This is a genomic window from Klebsiella sp. CN_Kp113 (assembly GCF_040064585.1).
In the GTDB taxonomy this organism is placed as follows: Bacteria; Pseudomonadota; Gammaproteobacteria; order Enterobacterales; family Enterobacteriaceae; genus Klebsiella; species Klebsiella michiganensis.
In genome coordinates this window covers 119190-136872 of the sequence record NZ_JBEAID010000022.1, presented here as the reverse complement: position 1 = coordinate 136872, position 17683 = coordinate 119190, and the positions used below count along the sequence as shown (strand labels likewise).

Below are 17683 nucleotides of genomic sequence, written 5' to 3'. Positions count from 1 at the left end.
GCACTATCGCGGCTCACCCCTGCCCCAAAACGATCGCTTCCGCGCCCTCCCGCCGCCCGCAGCTGGGCCGGCGGGCCGCTTAAAATGAAAAAAGCGCTGGGTTTTCCCCTACCGGATCAATGTTTCTGCTTATCACGCCGATAAGGGCGCACGCTTTGCATGGTTATCGAAATTCGACAAACGCCGCGGCGTTCTCGTCACGGTGTCGGACAAATTGTCATAACTGCGACACAGGAGTTTGCGATGACCCTGAATATGATGCTCGATAACGCCGTACCCGAGGCGATTGCCGGTGCGCTGACTCAACAACATCCGGGGCTATTTTTTACGATGGTCGAACAGGCATCGGTAGCCATTTCCCTCACCGACGCCCGGGCGAATATTATCTACGCCAACCCGGCGTTTTGCCGCCAGAGCGGATATTCGCTGGCGCAATTGCTCAATCAAAACCCGCGCCTGCTGGCCAGCAGCCAGACGCCGCGAGAAATCTACCAGCAGATGTGGCAAACCCTGCTTCAGCGCCAGCCGTGGCGCGGCCAGCTGATTAATCAGCGCCGCGACGGCGGCCTGTATCTGGTGGATATCGACATCACGCCGGTGCTGAATCCCCAGGGCGAGCTGGAGCATTATCTGGCGATGCAGCGGGATATCAGCGTCAGCTATACCCTGGAACAGCGGCTGCGCAATCATATGACGCTGATGGAGGCGGTGCTCAACAACATCCCCGCCGCCGTGGTCGTGGTGGATGAGCAGGATCGGGTGGTGATGGATAATCTCGCCTACAAAACGTACTGCGCGGACTGCGGCGGAAAAGAGCTGCTGGTCGAGCTCCAGATTTCACCGCGCAAAATGGGGCCCGGCGCGGAGCAAATCCTGCCGGTGGTGGTTCGCGGCGCGGTGCGCTGGCTGTCGGTGACCTGCTGGGCGCTGCCCGGCGTAAGCGAAGAAGCCAGCCGCTATTTTGTCGACAGCGCCCCGGCGCGCACGCTGGTGGTGATCGCCGACTGCACCCAGCAGCGCCAGCAGCAGGAGCAGGGCCGTCTCGACCGTCTGAAGCAGCAGATGACCGCCGGAAAGCTGCTGGCCGCCATTCGCGAGTCGCTGGACGCGGCGCTGATTCAGCTTAATTGCCCGATCAATATGCTAGCGGCGGCCCGTCGGCTGAACGGCGAAGGCAGCGGCAACGTGGCGCTGGACGCGGCGTGGCGTGAAGGCGAAGAGGCCATGGCGCGACTGCAGCGCTGCCGCCCTTCTCTCGAGCTGGAAAGCAGCGCCGTCTGGCCGCTTCAGCCCTTCTTTGACGACCTGTACGCCCTCTACCGCACCCGCTTTGACGACCGCGCGCGGCTGCGGGTTGACATGGCATCGCCGCATCTCGTCGGCTTCGGCCAGCGTACCCAGATGCTGGCCTGCTTAAGTTTATGGCTCGATCGGACGCTGGCCCTCGCCGCTGAGCTGCCCTCGGTACCGCTGGAGATCGAGCTTTATGCCGAAGAGGACGAGGGCTGGCTCTCGCTGTATCTCAACGACAATGTACCGCTGCTGCAGGTGCGCTACGCCCACTCACCCGATGCCTTAAACTCTCCCGGCAAAGGGATGGAGCTGCGGCTGATCCAAACGCTGGTCGCCTACCACCGCGGCGCGATTGAACTGGCTTCTCGACCCCAGGGAGGCACCAGCCTCGTTCTGCGATTCCCGCTCTTTGATACCCTGACCGGAGGTGAGCAATGATCCATAAATCCGATTCGGACACCACCGTCAGGCGCTTCGATCTCTCCCAGCAGTTTACCGCCATGCAGCGGATAAGCGTGGTGCTGAGCCGCGCCACCGAAGCGAGCAAAACCCTGCAGGAGGTGCTGAGCGTTTTACATAACGATGCGTTTATGCAGCACGGGATGATTTGCCTGTACGACAGCCAGCAGGAGATCCTGAGCATCGAGGCGCTGCAGCAAACGGAAAACCAGACGCTGCCCGGCAGTACGCAAATTCGCTACCGGCCGGGGGAAGGATTGGTCGGTACCGTGCTGGCGCAGGGCCAGTCGCTGGTGCTGCCGCGCGTCGCCGATGACCAGCGCTTTCTCGATCGTCTGAGCCTGTACGACTACGACCTGCCGTTTATCGCCGTTCCGCTGATGGGCCCTCATTCCCGGCCCATCGGCGTACTGGCGGCGCAGCCGATGGCTCGTCAGGAAGAGCGGCTACCCGCCTGCACGCGCTTTCTCGAAACCGTCGCCAATCTGGTGGCCCAGACGATTCGCCTGATGATTCTGCCGACCTCCGCCCCGCAGCCGCCGCAGCAGAGCCCCCGAGTTGAGCGCCCGCGCGCCTGTACCCCTTCGCGCGGTTTCGGCCTGGAGAATATGGTCGGCAAAAGCCCGGCGATGCGGCAGATTATGGACATTATCCGTCAGGTCTCCCGCTGGGATACCACGGTGCTGGTGCGCGGCGAGAGCGGCACCGGGAAAGAGCTGATCGCCAACGCCATTCATCATAATTCCCCGCGCGCCGCCGCCGCATTCGTCAAATTTAACTGCGCGGCGCTGCCGGACAATCTGCTGGAGAGCGAGCTGTTCGGCCATGAGAAAGGCGCGTTTACCGGCGCGGTGCGCCAGCGGAAAGGCCGCTTTGAGCTGGCGGACGGCGGCACCCTATTCCTGGATGAAATCGGTGAAAGCAGCGCCTCGTTTCAGGCCAAGCTGCTGCGAATTCTGCAAGAAGGAGAGATGGAGCGCGTCGGCGGCGATGAAACTCTGCGCGTCAACGTACGCATCATCGCGGCGACCAACCGCCATCTGGAAGAGGAGGTGCGGCTGGGGCATTTCCGTGAAGACCTTTACTACCGCCTGAACGTAATGCCTATCGCGCTGCCGCCGCTGCGCGAGCGCCAGGAGGATATCGCCGAACTGGCGCATTTTCTGGTACGTAAAATCGCCCACAGCCAGGGGCGAACGCTGCGCATCAGCGATGGGGCAATTCGCCTGCTGATGGAGTACAGCTGGCCGGGAAACGTCCGCGAACTGGAAAACTGTCTCGAACGTTCGGCGGTGATGTCGGAAAGCGGCCTGATCGACCGGGACGTGATTCTGTTCAACCATCGCGATAACCCGCCGAAAGCGCTGCCCAACGGCGGCCAGACGGAAGACGGCTGGCTCGACAACAGCCTCGACGAGCGCCAGCGGCTGATTGCCGCCCTGGAGAAAGCGGGCTGGGTGCAGGCCAAAGCGGCGCGGCTGCTCGGGATGACGCCGCGTCAGGTGGCGTATCGCATTCAGATCATGGATATCACCATGCCGCGACTGTGAAGCGTTATGTGAGATTCAGGACATTGTCGCCAGCGCGGCGGAATTACGACAATTTTACCTGGCCGGCCGTCAGTTAAAGCGTTTATTTTTCATAGCGTTGTAAAAAATCCCTCTGGTATAGCATTTGCAGCAGGAAGGTATCGCCCAACCACGAAGGTATGACCATGACTTCCTGCTCCTCTTTTTCTGGCGGCCCAGCCTGCCGCCCGGCGGATGACAGCGCCCTGACGCCGCTTGTGGCCGATAAAGCTGCCGCGCACCCCTGCTACTCTCGTAATGGGCATCACCGTTTTGCGCGGATGCATCTGCCCGTCGCGCCCGCCTGCAATTTGCAGTGCAATTACTGTAATCGCAAATTCGATTGCAGCAATGAGTCCCGCCCCGGCGTATCGTCAACGCTGCTCACGCCTGAACAGGCGGTCGTCAAAGTGCGTCAGATCGCACAGGCGATCCCGCAGCTTTCGGTGGTCGGCATCGCCGGCCCCGGCGATCCGCTCGCCAATATTGCCCGCACCTTCCGTACCCTGGAGCTGATCCGTGAACAGCTGCCGGACCTGAAGTTATGCCTGTCGACCAACGGGCTGATGTTGCCCGACGCGGTGGACCGCCTGCTGGACGTCGGGGTTGACCACGTCACGGTCACCATTAATACCCTCGACGCGGAGATTGCCGCGCAAATCTACGCCTGGCTATGGCTGGACGGCGAGCGCTACAGCGGACGCGAAGCGGGAGAGATTCTGATTGCTCGTCAGCTGGAGGGCGTGCGCAGGCTGACCGCCCAGGGCGTGCTGGTGAAAATAAATTCGGTGCTGATCCCCGGGATCAACGATAGCGGCATGGCCGACGTGAGCCGCGCGCTGCGGGCCAGCGGCGCGTTTATCCATAATATTATGCCGCTGATCGCCAGGCCGGAGCACGGCACGGTGTTTGGCCTCAACGGCCAGCCGGAGCCGGACGCAGAGACGCTCGCCGCCACCCGCAGCCGGTGCGGAGAAGTGATGCCGCAGATGACCCACTGCCACCAGTGCCGCGCCGACGCCATCGGGATGCTTGGCGAAGACCGCAGCCAGCAGTTTACCCAGCTTCCGGCCCCGGAGAGCCTCCCGGCCTGGCTGCCAATCCTCCACCAGCGCGCGCAGCTGCACGCCAGCATTGCCACCCGCGGCGAATCTGAAGCCGATGACGCCTGCCTGGTCGCCGTGGCGTCAAGCCGCGGGGACGTGATTGATTGCCACTTTGGCCACACCGACCGGTTCTCTATCTACAGCCTCTCGGCCGCCGGCATGGTGCTGGTCAACGAACGGTTTACGCCCAAATATTGTCAGGGGCGCGAAGAGTGCGAGCCGCAGGATAACGCAGCCCGGTTCGCGGCGATCCTCGAACTGCTGGCGGACGTTAAAGCCGTATTCTGCGTGCGTATCGGCCATACGCCGTGGCAAATGCTGGAACAGGAAGGCATTGAACCGTGCGTTGACGGCGCGTGGCGGCCGGTCTCCGAAGTGCTGCCCGCGTGGTGGCAGCAGCGCCGGGGGAGCTGGCCTGCCGCGCTACCGCATAAGGGGGTCGCCTGATGCCGCCGCTCGACTGGCTGCGGCGCTTATGGCTGCTGTACCACGCGGGGAAAGGCAGCTTTCCGCTGCGCATGGGGCTTAGCGCGCGCGACTGGCAGGCGCTGCGGCGACGCCTGGGCGAGGCGGAGACGCCGCTGGACGGCGAGGCGCTAACCCGCCGCCGCCTGATGAGCGAACTCAACGCTACCCGCGAGGAGGAGCGCCAGCAGCTGGGCGCGTGGCTGGCGGGCTGGATGCAGCAGGAGGCCGGGCCGATGGCGCAGATTATCGCCGAGGTTTCGCTGGCGTTTAACCATCTCTGGCAGGATCTTGGTCTGGCGTCGCGCGCCGAACTGCGCCTGCTGATGATCGACTGCTTTCCGCAGCTGGTGGCGATGAACGAACACAATATGCGCTGGAAAAAGTTCTTTTACCGTCAGCGCTGTTTGCTCCAGCAGGGGGAAGTTATCTGCCGGTCGCCAAGCTGCGACGAGTGCCGGGAGCGCAGCGCCTGCTTTGAGTAGCGGTTACCCGAGCTCCTGCCCGGCCTGCGGAACGCCAGAAACAAAAAAGCCGGAGGTCTCCCTCCGGCTTTTCACATCACCAAACGCGATCAGGCAACGTCTTCGTACTGCGGTACCGGGTTGCGGAAGCTTTTGGTCACGCAGGCCAGGTAGACCAGACCAATACCGCCCCAGATCAGGCCGAGAACCATGGAGCTCTCTTCCAGATTGATCCACAGTGCGCCAACGGTCAGCGCGCCGCACACCGGCAGAACCAGATAGTTGAAGTGGTCTTTCAGCGTTTTGTTGCGCTTTTCACGGATCCAGAACTGGGAGATCACCGACAGGTTAACGAAGGTGAACGCCACCAGCGCGCCGAAGTTAATCAGCGCCGTCGCCGTGACGAGGTCGAATTTAATCGCCAGCAGCGCGATCGCGCCAACCAACAGTACGTTCCACGCCGGAGTCCGCCATTTCGGATGCACGTAGCCGAAGAAGCGCGTCGGGAACACGCCGTCGCGGCCCATCACGTACATCAGACGGGAAACGCCCGCGTGCGCGGCCATGCCGGACGCCAGTACGGTGACGCTGGAGAAAATCAGCACGCCCCACTGGAAGGTTTTGCCCGCCACGTACAGCATGATTTCAGGCTGCGATGCGTCCGGATCCTTAAAGCGCGAGATATCCGGGAAGTACAGCTGCAGGAAGTAGGAAGCACCGATAAAGATCAGGCCGCCAATCAGCGCGGTCAGGAAGATAGCCTTCGGGATCACGCGCTCTGCGTCTTTGGTCTCTTCAGACAGCGAAGAGATACCGTCGAAGCCGAGGAACGAGAAGCACAGGATGGTCGCGCCGGTAATCATCGGCACCACGTGCGCGCCTTCAGACCAGAACGGCCGGGTGCTGGTCAGCGTGCCCGCGCCTTCGCCGTGCATAACGCCGTAGATAATCAGGCCAACAATCACCGCCACGATGCCCATCTGCAGGATAACGATCAGGGTGTTGAAGTTCGCCACGGTCTTGATGCTGCGCAGATTGGAAATGGTCATAAAGGCCACCAGCGCGACAACGAAGATCCACGATGGAATAGAAGGCACCAGCGCTTCAAAGTAAATTTTCGCCAGCAGAATGTTGATCATCGGCATGAACAGGTAGTCCAGCAGCGATGACCAGCCAACCATAAAGCCAACGGCCGGGCTAATGGATTTCTGCGCGTAGGTATAAGCGGAACCCGCCGACGGGAAACGGCGAACCAGTTTACCGTAGCTCAGCGCCGTGAAAAGAATGGCGATCAGCGCGAAGGCGTAAGCCGTCGCAACGTGACCATCAGTCAATCCAGAGACGATACCAAACGTATCGAACAGCGTCATCGGCTGCATATAGGCCAGGCCCATCATGACAACCGGAATCAACGTAAGCGTTTTACGTAATTCCACGCGAGAGGTTTTTGGAGTAGCGTTATGCGACATAGTTATCCCCTTTTACGGTGAACGCCAGCGCGTAAGCAAAAAATTGCCCCATTTCTTTGTATTCCTCAGCGACAACCACTGTCGGTTTTTAGTAAATATCTATCCGGTACGAAGCCCGGCCTCTTGGTATTGAATGATGTGTCTTTCAACCAAAAAAATAACCGACACTTTAAAAAAGCGTCGGCCAGTTTCTGATTTTCAGGACGCGTATTTTGCAACAACTACTGGCACGATGACAAGATGTTACAAGGCTTAATAGTTACGGCGATTCTCTAACAGATTAATATTCATACGATTTTAGTATTATAGACCTGATGGATAGCACTATTTGCTAATATCTCCTTTCGCCACCACTCGCCCGCCTGGCCGCAAATATCTTCATTCCAGCCTATCCACGCGCGATTGACCGGTTCAGGCACCGTCGTTTTTAATATTTGTAGCTCGCCGCGAGCGATGAAAGGCTGTACCTGAAATAGCGGCAAATAGCCCCATCCCAGTCCGGCGCACAGCAGCGTCAGCCGGGCGGAAAGATCGAATACCGCCAGGCTATCCTGAGCGTCAATCTGCGGCCACGCGCTGTCGGCCACAATCGCCCGATGACGGCGCAACGTCCGCCAGCCCAGCGGGCCGGCAATCTGCGCAAGCGGATGCCGGGGCGCAACAACAAACGCCTGCGCCACTTCTCCCAGCAGAACAGAGCCGCAGCCGCTGAGCGCCGGCGGGTCGCCCAGCACGCCGAGCAGAAGATCCGCCCGCCCTTCCATCAGCATCTGCCAGTTTGCGCCCGGGGTATCGCGGCGGAATTCAAGGCGGGTGGCGTGATGCTGGTGATAAAACGCCGCGATCGCGGGAGCCAGCAGCGGGAACGGAAAGGTGGCGTCGACGTTGAGTATCAGCGCATTTTCCCAGCCCTGCTGCAGCCTGACGGCCTGCTTTTCCAGTTCTCGGGCGGTGTGCAGCACGTCGCGCCCCTTTTCCAGCAGCATCTGCCCGGTACGGGTAAAGCGCGCCCGGTGGCCGCTGCGGTCAAGCAGTTGAATATTGAGATCGCTTTCCAGCTTATGAATGGTGTAGCTCAGCGCCGACGGCGTTTTATAGAGCTTCGCCGAGGCGGCGGCAAAACTGCCCTCTTTGTCGAGGGCATCAAGAATGACGAGCACATCCAGCAGTGGTTTCATCGCTACCCCCTTACGGTACGCGATTCACCGCTGGCGCATTACTCCATCGGCATGACCAGCGGGTCGGGGTACTGGTACTCAAACCCCAGTTCGTTGCAAATACGGCTGCCATCTACGATCTTACCGCTACCGTTCTCCGGGTTATCAGAGAATACGGGGACGGGAAGCCCAAGCTCGCGGGCCATCTGCGGATAAAAGACGCCGCGCGCGGGATGCTTAGGCGCACATATATTATAGATGCGCCCGCCTTTCGGAGCCTGCAGTAACAGTTCGATCGCGGCAATCACATCCTGAAGATGCACCAGATTGACGCCGTGCTGGCCGTCCGGCGCGGATTTTCCGGCAAAAAAGCGTCCCGGGTGACGGGACGGCCCCACCAGCCCGGCGAGGCGCAGAATGTCCACCGAGGTGCCGGGAAGGTTATGCAGCCAGTCCTCCAGCTCTTTCAGCACCCGCCCGCTGGCGGTTTGCGGGTTGCGGGGCGAGTTCTCTTTCAGCGTGCCGCTGGCGTTGCCGTAAACCGACGTTGAGCTGGTGAATATGATGCGCGGCACGTGATGCGCCAGCGCGGTATCGACGATCTCCTGTACCGCCTGAAGATAAAAGTCCTCTCCCGGTCCGGTTCGCCGCGCCGGTAAGGTAATGACCAGCGCGTCAACGTTCATTAAGGCATCCAGATCTTCGGTGTCGCAGACCAGCTGCGGCTCCAGACGCAGCGGATAGCCGTCGATGCCGCACATCCGCGCCGCCTCGACGCCATCCTGCGTGGTCTTACTGCCGGTCACCTGCCATCCCCGCGACATCAACGACAGCGCAAGCGGCATACCCAGCCATCCTAAACCTACAATTGCGACCTTTTTCATCCCCTTGCTCCTGAATTTTCGCTGTGCTGACTTAAGGCTACGCCAGCCGGCGGCAGCTGACAATTTCTTAGGTCAATATGAAATCAATTAATGATAGAAAAAAGCCCTTGCTTTATGCGAGTGAAGTGGTTTAGGTTAAAAGGCATCAAATGCATAGTCATTCACAGAGAATTTTATGAACAGCGTTCAATTTAAAAACCACCATCATCACCATCATCCTGACTAGTCTTTCAGGCGATGTGTGCTGGAAGACGTTTGGATCTTCCAGTGGTGCATGAACGCAAAGAGAGCCCCCGGAAGATTCACTTCCGGGGGCTTTTTTTTTGGACCGAATTCGGACAGATTCAGACAGGGTTACAGAGGAAAATAAGAATGTTAGACAACAGCCGTTTACGCATAGCTATTCAGAAATCAGGGCGTTTAAGCGAAGATTCACGCGAATTACTCAGCCGCTGCGGCATCAAAGTGAATCTGCACACCCAGCGCCTGATCGCGCTGGCGGAAAATATGCCCATCGATATTCTGCGCGTGCGTGATGACGATATTCCGGGCCTTATCATGGACGGCGTGGTCGATTTGGGGATTATCGGCGAAAACGTGCTGGAGGAAGAGCTGCTGAGCCGCCGCGCTCAGGGCGAAGACCCGCGCTACTTCACCCTGCGCCGTCTCGACTTCGGCGGCTGCCGCCTGTCGCTGGCGACCCCGGCGGATGAACCCTGGGACGGCCCGGCAGCGCTGGACGGCAAACGCATCGCCACCTCCTACCCGCACCTGCTGAAGCGCTACCTTGACCAGAAAGGGATCTCGTTCAAATCCTGCCTGCTGAACGGCTCGGTTGAAGTGGCCCCGCGCGCCGGTCTGGCCGACGCGATTTGCGACCTGGTATCAACCGGCGCGACTCTCGAAGCAAACGGCCTGCGCGAAGTGGAAGTGATGTTCCGCTCCAAAGCCTGCCTGATCCAGCGCGACGGCGAGATGGCCGATAGCAAACAGCAGTTGATCGACCGCCTGCTGACCCGTATTCAGGGGGTGATTCAGGCCCGCGAATCAAAATACATCATGATGCACGCGCCGACCGAGCGCCTGGAAGAAGTGGTCGCCCTGCTGCCCGGCGCCGAGCGCCCGACCATTCTGCCGCTGGCCGGCGACAAGCAGCGCGTGGCGATGCACATGGTGAGCAGCGAAACCCTGTTCTGGGAAACCATGGAAAAACTGAAAGCGCTGGGCGCCAGCTCCATTCTGGTCCTGCCGATTGAGAAGATGATGGAGTAAACCGGCGGGTCGGTCACGGGATAAACAGGGGAAACAACCATGAGCTTCAACACAATTATCGACTGGAACGGCTGTAGCGCAGAACAACAGCAACAGCTCTTAACGCGCCCGGCCATTTCCGCCTCCGAGAGCATCAGCAAGACGGTGTCGGAGATCCTGAATAACGTTAAAGACAACGGCGATGCGGCCCTGCGCGAATACGGCGCGAAGTTCGATAAAACCGACGTCAAGGCGCTGAAGGTCAGCGACGAAGAGATTGCCGCCGCCGGCGCGCGCCTGAGCGACGAGCTCAAGCAGGCGATGGCCGTGGCGGTCAAAAATATCGAAACCTTCCACAACGCGCAGCGGCTGCAGGCCGTCGATGTGGAAACCCTGCCGGGCGTACGCTGCCAGCAGGTGACCCGCCCTATCGCCTCCGTCGGCTTATATATTCCCGGCGGCTCGGCGCCGCTGTTCTCCACGGTGCTGATGCTCGCCACGCCGGCGCGCATCGCGGGCTGCCAGCAGGTGGTGCTATGCTCGCCGCCGCCGATTGCCGATGAAATCCTCTATGCCGCCCAGCTGTGCGGCGTGCGCAATATCTTTAACGTCGGCGGCGCGCAGGCGATTGCCGCCCTGGCGTTCGGCACCGAATCGGTGGCGAAGGTCGATAAAATCTTTGGCCCGGGCAACGCCTTCGTGACCGAAGCCAAGCGCCAGGTCAGCCAGCGTCTTGACGGTGCGGCTATCGATATGCCCGCCGGGCCGTCGGAAGTGCTGGTGATCGCCGACAGCGGCGCCACTCCGGATTTCGTCGCCTCTGACCTGCTTTCCCAGGCGGAGCACGGCCCGGATTCGCAGGTGATTCTGCTGACGCCGGATAGCGAGATGGCCACCCGCGTCGCGCAAGCCGTTGAGCGCCAGCTGGCCGCGCTGTCCCGTGCGGAAACGGCCCGCGGGGCGCTCTCCGCCAGCCGCATCATCGTGGCTCGCGATATCGCCCAGTGCGTGGAGATTTCCAACCAGTACGGTCCGGAGCACCTGATTATTCAGACCCGCAACGCCCGCGAACTGGTCGACGGCATTACCAGCGCCGGTTCGGTATTTCTCGGCGACTGGTCGCCGGAGTCCGCCGGCGATTACGCCTCCGGCACCAACCACGTGCTGCCGACCTACGGCTACACCGCCACCTGCTCCAGCCTCGGCCTGGCGGATTTTCAGAAACGCATGACCGTGCAGGAGCTGTCGCGCGACGGGTTTGCCGCCCTCGCCTCAACGATTGAGATTCTGGCCGCCGCCGAGCGTCTGGACGCCCACAAAAACGCCGTTACGCTGCGCGTCGCAGCCCTTAAGGAGCAAGCATGAGCATCGAAGATTTAGCCCGCGCCAACGTCCGCGCGCTGACGCCGTATCAATCTGCTCGCCGTCTGGGCGGTAAAGGCGACGTCTGGCTGAACGCCAACGAATTCCCGACCGCGGTCGCGTTTCAGCTGACCGAGCAGACGATGAACCGCTATCCGGAACCGCAGCCGAAAGCGGTCATTGAACGCTACGCGCAGTATGCGGGCGTCAAGCCGGAGCAGGTGTTGGTCAGCCGCGGCGCCGATGAAGGCATTGAACTGCTGATCCGCGCCTTCTGCGAGCCGGGCCAGGATGCGGTGCTCTACTGCCCGCCGACCTACGGCATGTACAGCGTCAGCGCCGAAACCATCGGCGTGACCTGCCGTACGGTGCCCACCCTCGCCGACTGGCAGCTGGATCTGCCGGGCATCGCGGCCAATCTTGACGGCGTGAAAGTGGTGTTCGTCTGCAGCCCGAATAACCCGACCGGGCAGATTATCAACCCGAAAGATTTTCGCACCCTGCTGGAGATGGCGCGCGGTAAAGCTATCGTGGTCGCGGATGAAGCCTATATTGAGTTCTGCCCGCAGGCCACGCTGGCAACCTGGCTCAACGAGTATCCGCACCTGGTGATTCTGCGTACCCTCTCCAAGGCCTTCGCCCTGGCCGGACTGCGCTGCGGCTTTACCCTCGCCAACGCCGAGGTGATTAACGTGCTGATGAAGGTTATCGCACCTTATCCGCTCTCGACGCCGGTCGCCGACATCGCCGCCCAGGCGCTCAGCGCGGAAGGCATTGCCGCCATGCGGGCGCGCGTGGCGCAGATCCTCGGCGAACGCGATTATCTGGTCAGCCAGCTGCGCAGCATTGCCTGCGTTGAAGAGGTGTTCGATTCCGAGAGCAACTACGTTCTGGCGCGGATCACCGCCTCCAGCGCGGTATTTAAATCTTTGTGGGATCAGGGCATTATCTTACGTGACCAGAATAAACAACCTTCATTAAGCGGCTGTTTGCGTATCACTATCGGTACCCGTGCAGAGAGCCAGCGCGTCATTGACGCTTTGACTGCGGAGAATGTATGACCCAGAAGTTTCTCTTTATTGACCGTGACGGTACGCTGATTTCCGAGCCACCGGTTGATTTTCAGGTAGACCGCTTCGATAAGCTGGCGTTTGAGCCGCAGGTGATCCCGGCCCTGCTAAAGCTGCAGCAGGAAGGGTACAGGCTGGTGATGATCACCAATCAGGACGGGCTGGGAACCGCCAGCCTGCCGCAGGACGAGTTCGACGGCCCGCACAACCTGATGATGCAGATATTCTCCTCACAGGGCGTCAACTTTGACGAGGTGCTGATTTGCCCGCATCTCCCGGCGGATAACTGCGACTGCCGCAAGCCGAAAACCAAACTGGTGCTGCCGTGGCTGGAGCAAGGGGTGATGGACACCGCCAACAGCTACGTGATTGGCGACCGCGCGACCGATATCCAGCTGGCGGATAACATGGGCATTACCGGCCTGCGCTATGACCGCGAAAAGCTGGACTGGCCGACCATTTGCGAACAGCTAACCCGCCACGACCGCTACGCCCACGTTGAGCGCATCACCAAAGAGACCCAGGTGGATGTGAAAGTGTGGCTGGACCGCGAAGGCGGCAGCAAAATCTCCACCGGCGTCGGCTTTTTCGATCATATGCTTGACCAAATCGCCACCCACGGCGGCTTCCGCCTGGAGATTAACGTCGGCGGCGATCTTTATATCGACGATCACCACACCGTGGAAGATACCGGGCTCGCGCTGGGCGAAGCGCTGAAGCTGGCCCTCGGCGACAAGCGCGGTATCGGCCGTTTCGGCTTTGTGCTGCCGATGGACGAATGCCTGGCCCGCTGCGCGTTGGATATCTCCGGCCGTCCGCACCTCGAATACAAAGCAGACTTTACCTATCAGCGCGTTGGCGATCTGAGCACCGAGATGGTGGAACACTTCTTCCGCTCGCTCTCCTATACCATGGCGGTCACTCTGCACCTGAAAACCAAGGGCAAAAACGACCACCACCGCGTAGAGAGCCTGTTTAAGGCCTTCGGCCGCACGCTACGCCAGGCGATTCGCGTCCAGGGCGACACGCTGCCGTCTTCGAAAGGGGTACTCTGATGAACGTGGTGATCCTCGATACCGGCTGCGCCAACCTCAATTCGGTGAAATCCGCGGTGAGCCGCCACGGCTACGAGCCGCAGGTCAGCCGCGACCCGGATGTGGTGCTGCGCGCCGATAAACTGTTTCTGCCGGGGGTGGGCACGGCTCAGGCGGCGATGGACCAGCTGCGCGAGCGCGATTTGATCGAGCTGATTAAAGCCTGTACCCAGCCGGTGCTGGGCATTTGCCTCGGCATGCAGCTGCTGGGAAAACGCAGCGAGGAGAATAACGGCGTTGACCTGTTGGGCATTATCGACCAGGAGGTGCCGAAAATGACCGACCACGGCCTGCCGCTGCCGCATATGGGCTGGAACCGGGTATACGCCAAAGCGGGCGATCGTCTGTTTCGCGGCATTGAAGACGGGGCGTATTTTTACTTCGTCCACAGCTACGCGATGCCGGTCAACGTCAATACCATCGCCCAGTGCAGCTACGGCGAGGCCTTCACCGCCGCGGTGCAGAAAGATAACTTCTTTGGCGTCCAGTTCCACCCTGAACGCTCCGGCAGCGCCGGGGCGCAGCTGCTGAAAAACTTCCTGGAGATGTGATGATTATTCCTGCTTTAGATTTAATTGACGGCACGGTCGTCCGTCTCCATCAGGGCGATTACGCTCAGCAGCGCGACTACGGTAACGACCCGCTGCCGCGCCTGCAATCCTATGCCGCCCAGGGGGCCGAAGTGCTGCACCTGGTCGACCTGACCGGGGCGAAAGATCCGGCAAAGCGCCAGATCCCGCTGCTGAAAACGCTGGTTGCCGGCGTGAACGTGCCGGTGCAGGTTGGCGGCGGCGTGCGGACGGAAGAAGACGTGGCCGCCCTGCTTGATGCAGGCGTGGCGCGCGTGGTGGTGGGTTCGACGGCGGTGAAGTCGCCGGAAGTGGTGAAAGGCTGGTTTACGCGTTTTGGCCCGCAGCATCTGGTGCTGGCGCTTGACGTGCGGATTGACGCGGAAGGCAGCAAGCAGGTGGCGGTCAGCGGCTGGCAGGAGAACTCCGGCGTAACCCTGGAGGAGCTGGTGGAGAGCTATCAGTCCGTCGGCCTACAGCACGTGCTGTGTACCGATATTTCCCGCGACGGGACGCTGGCCGGGTCTAACGTCTCGCTGTATGAAGAAGTCTGCGCCCGCTATCCACAGGTCGCGTTTCAGTCTTCCGGCGGCATTGGCGATCTGCATGATATCGCCGCGCTGCGCGGAACCGGAGTGCGCGGAGTGATTGTCGGCCGAGCGCTGCTGGAAGGTAAATTTAACGTAACGGAGGCCATTCAATGCTGGCAAAACGGATAATCCCCTGTCTCGACGTTCGCGACGGCCAGGTAGTGAAAGGCGTGCAATTCCGTAATCACGAAATCATCGGTGATATCGTCCCGCTGGCAAAACGCTATGCCGACGAAGGCGCGGATGAGCTGGTGTTCTACGATATCACCGCCTCCAGCGACGGCCGCGTGGTGGACAAAAGCTGGGTGTCGCGGGTCGCGGAAGTGATCGACATTCCGTTCTGCGTCGCCGGCGGCATTAAGTCGCTGGACGATGCGGCGCAAATCCTCTCCTTCGGCGCGGATAAAATCTCCATCAACTCCCCTGCCCTGGCGGATCCGACGCTGATTACCCGCCTGGCCGACCGTTTCGGCGTGCAGTGTATTGTGGTGGGCATCGATACCTGGTTTGACGCCGCGAGCGGTAAGTATCACGTCAATCAGTATACCGGCGATGAGAGCCGGACGCGGGTGACGCAGTGGGAAACCCTGGACTGGGTGCAGGAAGTGCAAAAGCGCGGGGCCGGCGAAATCGTCCTCAATATGATGAACCAGGACGGCGTGCGTAACGGCTACGATCTGGCGCAGTTAAGCAAGGTCCGCGCCGTGTGCCACGTGCCGCTGATTGCATCCGGCGGCGCGGGCACCATGGAGCACTTCCTGGAAGCCTTCCGCGACGCTAACGTCGACGGCGCGCTGGCCGCCTCGGTGTTCCACAAGCAAATTATTAATATTGGTGAACTGAAAACGTACCTGGCAGCACAGGGCGTGGAGATTAGGGTATGTTAAGTGAACAGCTGGATTGGCAAAAAACCGACGGTCTGATGCCGGTCATCGTGCAGCACGCCGTTTCTGGTGAAGTGCTGATGCTGGGCTATATGAATCAGGATGCGCTGGCGAAAACCGAAGAGACCGGCAAGGTGACCTTTTATTCGCGGACCAAACAGCGTCTGTGGACCAAGGGGGAAACGTCGGGCAATTTCCTCAACGTGGTGAGCATCACCCCGGATTGCGATAACGATACCCTGCTGGCGCTGGTTAATCCGATTGGCCCAACCTGCCATAAAGGCACCTCAAGCTGCTTTGGCGAAACCGGCCATCAGTGGCTGTTCTTATATCAGCTGGAGCAGCTGCTGGCGGAACGCAAACACGCCGATCCGGAGAGCTCCTATACCGCGAAGCTGTACGCCAGCGGCACCAAACGTATTGCGCAGAAGGTGGGGGAAGAAGGCGTTGAGACCGCGCTGGCCGCGACGGTGCATGACCAGTTCGAACTGAAGAATGAAGCGTCGGATTTGATGTATCACCTGCTGGTGCTGCTGCAGGATCAGGGGCTGAATTTGACGGATGTGGTGGAAAACCTGCGGAGCAGGCATAAGTAAGTCATCAAAGGGAGGCGGCATGACGCCTCCCTTGCAATATCAACATCGCCAGCGCGCTGTTGATATCACCGGTTTATCGACGTCACGACTTTTTTCGGGCGGTTATTTCTTTAACTAGCCTCAATGGTTTCGTCATTTTCCATGATAAAGATGAAACCAAATCTGTATAGCGCTGAGTCAGCTCATGGTACGCATTTTCAATGCTGAGCAATTTCTGTTGCTGAGTTTGATATTCTTCTTCTAAACGCGTATTCCGCTGTTCAAGCTCGTGGATAATGGTGGTTTTATCGTTAACCTGCGCCTTCAGAACATCAATTTCACTTCGCTGAGATACCGTCGACTGTTTAAGAGAAGTCATTTCTTCCTGCAGCGTTGAGTTCATCATTTGTGCATGTTCAAGCTCGCGTAACGCTCTGTCTTTCAGAGAAAAAATATACTCTTCCGCTGTCTGATTAACGATCCGGCCATACGCAGCTTTGATAAAGTCATCATAAAAGTCATCACGATCGATTTCTAAAGATAAGATGAACGACTTTACTTCGTTAAACAACGGGTTAAACGTACCGCCAGAAATCGTATTGAGATGCCACTCAAGAAAAACAACGGCGTAATTATTAAAATCACGACTTCTGGACGCCAGTAAATCACGATCTTGCATAAACAAACGTAGCGAAGTTAATGCCTCCAGCGCGCAGTGCCACGAATCTTCTCTGGTGGAGGAAAGCGACTCAGCGCGGTGGATAGTATGAGAGATTAAGATCTCATCAACCAGAGAGATGTGATTTGCTAACAGCATGAAACAACTCACAAAGTACAGGTCGTTTGTGGTTCTCAGCGGTTGAAACTCCAGGCCCATAGCCAGGATAGCCTCGCGTCTGAAAAGCTTATCCCATGGCCACCATATAAAGGCTCTGAAAAAATCGTCAGCAATTTCCCGTGAAGAGAAGACCTCTTTTTCAGGCAGTAAATCCTCCCGCGCCGACAAAGGCATGGGAGAACGGGTATTGGTTTGCAAATCGACTGACTGGCACCGGCAGATAACAACATCCGTTTGCAGGGCCGTAGCCCGGTCGGACATTCTCTTTAACATCTCTTTATCGGCGTAATCGTCATCGTCGAGGAAAATGATGTATTCGCCGGTCGCTACACGTAGGCCGATATTTCGCGATTCGCCGCCACCAACGTTGCTCGGGTTGGTGATAACCCGGACTCGCGAATCTTCACTGGCTATTTTAGTGACAATATCCAGAGTATTATCCGTTGAGCTATCGTTAACAAGGATAATCTCAATCTCTTTTAAAGACTGGGCTAACACCGTAGTAAGCGTCTCAGCAATATACTCCGCGGCGTTATGGACAGGGATAATAACGGATACAATAACGTTACTTGATTCATCAGACAT

General features: G+C 59.2%; 17 protein-coding genes and 1 other annotated feature. Of the genes, 13 read left to right on the top strand and 4 right to left on the bottom strand.

The genetic code is table 11. From position 1 onward, the window contains the following. Positions 1 to 243 precede the first annotated feature (243 nt). From nifL to ABLV30_RS14385, 4 genes are all read left to right on the top strand, one after another. The gene (gene nifL / locus ABLV30_RS14400; protein ID WP_014230036.1) at positions 244 to 1731 is read left to right on the top strand and encodes a nitrogen fixation negative regulator NifL; all 1488 of its coding nucleotides are present in this window, start codon (positions 244 to 246) and stop codon (positions 1729 to 1731) included. Continuing rightward, positions 1728 to 3302 carry a nif-specific transcriptional activator NifA gene (nifA, locus tag ABLV30_RS14395; RefSeq protein WP_014230037.1) on the top strand — a complete coding sequence of 525 codons (1575 nt, stop codon included), beginning with the start codon at positions 1728 to 1730 and terminating at the stop codon, positions 3300 to 3302. The genes nifL and nifA overlap by 4 nt, the downstream gene beginning before the upstream one ends. Before the next feature lie 164 nt (positions 3303 to 3466). Beyond that, the gene (gene nifB, locus ABLV30_RS14390; RefSeq protein WP_154950799.1) at positions 3467 to 4873 is read left to right on the top strand and encodes a nitrogenase cofactor biosynthesis protein NifB; all 1407 of its coding nucleotides are present in this window, start codon (positions 3467 to 3469) and stop codon (positions 4871 to 4873) included. Continuing rightward, positions 4873 to 5376 carry a nitrogen fixation protein NifQ gene (locus ABLV30_RS14385; RefSeq protein WP_047723346.1) on the top strand — a complete coding sequence of 168 codons (504 nt, stop codon included), beginning with the start codon at positions 4873 to 4875 and terminating at the stop codon, positions 5374 to 5376. Before nifB ends, ABLV30_RS14385 begins: the two co-directional genes overlap by 1 nt. Before the next feature lie 89 nt (positions 5377 to 5465). Here the strand turns inward: ABLV30_RS14385 and ABLV30_RS14380 are convergent, their stop codons facing one another. From ABLV30_RS14380 to ABLV30_RS14370, 3 genes are all read right to left on the bottom strand, one after another. Next, entirely contained in the window at positions 5466 to 6824 is a 1359-nt protein-coding gene (locus ABLV30_RS14380; RefSeq protein ID WP_004103635.1) for an APC family permease, read from the bottom strand. 287 nt (positions 6825 to 7111) lie between these two features. Further along, positions 7112 to 8002: a LysR substrate-binding domain-containing protein gene (locus tag ABLV30_RS14375; protein ID WP_116280330.1), complete on the bottom strand. Its 891-nt coding sequence runs from the start codon at positions 8000 to 8002 to the stop codon at positions 7112 to 7114. A gap of 38 nt (positions 8003 to 8040) precedes the next feature. Next, the gene (locus ABLV30_RS14370; protein WP_004852412.1) at positions 8041 to 8865 is read right to left on the bottom strand and encodes an SDR family oxidoreductase; all 825 of its coding nucleotides are present in this window, start codon (positions 8863 to 8865) and stop codon (positions 8041 to 8043) included. Positions 8866 to 9040: 175 nt separating this feature from the next. Here ABLV30_RS14370 and hisL point away from each other — a divergent pair, with 175 nt between their 5' ends. From hisL to hisIE, 9 genes are all read left to right on the top strand, one after another. Beyond that, the gene (hisL, locus tag ABLV30_RS14365; RefSeq protein WP_009654477.1) at positions 9041 to 9091 is read left to right on the top strand and encodes a his operon leader peptide; all 51 of its coding nucleotides are present in this window, start codon (positions 9041 to 9043) and stop codon (positions 9089 to 9091) included. Further along, positions 9067 to 9189 (top strand) — a sequence feature (His leader region). It overlaps the preceding gene by 25 nt. Positions 9190 to 9237: 48 nt before the next feature. Then, the gene (hisG, locus tag ABLV30_RS14360) at positions 9238 to 10137 is read left to right on the top strand and encodes an ATP phosphoribosyltransferase (protein WP_014230042.1); all 900 of its coding nucleotides are present in this window, start codon (positions 9238 to 9240) and stop codon (positions 10135 to 10137) included. 39 nt (positions 10138 to 10176) lie between these two features. After that, positions 10177 to 11481, top strand: a complete 1305-nt coding sequence (hisD, locus tag ABLV30_RS14355; RefSeq protein ID WP_032719822.1) for a histidinol dehydrogenase — start codon at positions 10177 to 10179, stop codon at positions 11479 to 11481. Further along, positions 11478 to 12539, top strand: a complete 1062-nt coding sequence (gene hisC / locus ABLV30_RS14350; RefSeq protein ID WP_014230044.1) for a histidinol-phosphate transaminase — start codon at positions 11478 to 11480, stop codon at positions 12537 to 12539. Before hisD ends, hisC begins: the two co-directional genes overlap by 4 nt. Continuing rightward, a complete protein-coding gene (gene hisB / locus ABLV30_RS14345) occupies positions 12536 to 13603 on the top strand; it encodes a bifunctional histidinol-phosphatase/imidazoleglycerol-phosphate dehydratase HisB (protein WP_048260845.1) in 1068 nt (355 codons plus the stop codon). Before hisC ends, hisB begins: the two co-directional genes overlap by 4 nt. Then, on the top strand, positions 13603 to 14193 hold the full coding sequence (hisH, locus tag ABLV30_RS14340) for an imidazole glycerol phosphate synthase subunit HisH (protein WP_046877512.1): 591 nt from the start codon (positions 13603 to 13605) through the stop codon (positions 14191 to 14193). Before hisB ends, hisH begins: the two co-directional genes overlap by 1 nt. Next, positions 14193 to 14930, top strand: a complete 738-nt coding sequence (gene hisA, locus ABLV30_RS14335) for a 1-(5-phosphoribosyl)-5-[(5-phosphoribosylamino)methylideneamino]imidazole-4-carboxamide isomerase (protein WP_025107742.1) — start codon at positions 14193 to 14195, stop codon at positions 14928 to 14930. The genes hisH and hisA overlap by 1 nt, the downstream gene beginning before the upstream one ends. After that, entirely contained in the window at positions 14912 to 15688 is a 777-nt protein-coding gene (gene hisF / locus ABLV30_RS14330; protein WP_014230048.1) for an imidazole glycerol phosphate synthase subunit HisF, read from the top strand. The genes hisA and hisF overlap by 19 nt, the downstream gene beginning before the upstream one ends. Next, positions 15682 to 16281, top strand: a complete 600-nt coding sequence (gene hisIE / locus ABLV30_RS14325) for a bifunctional phosphoribosyl-AMP cyclohydrolase/phosphoribosyl-ATP diphosphatase HisIE (protein WP_004122447.1) — start codon at positions 15682 to 15684, stop codon at positions 16279 to 16281. The genes hisF and hisIE overlap by 7 nt, the downstream gene beginning before the upstream one ends. Positions 16282 to 16363: 82 nt before the next feature. Here the strand turns inward: hisIE and ABLV30_RS14320 are convergent, their stop codons facing one another. Then, positions 16364 to 17683: a glycosyltransferase family 2 protein gene (locus ABLV30_RS14320; protein WP_187227909.1), complete on the bottom strand. Its 1320-nt coding sequence runs from the start codon at positions 17681 to 17683 to the stop codon at positions 16364 to 16366.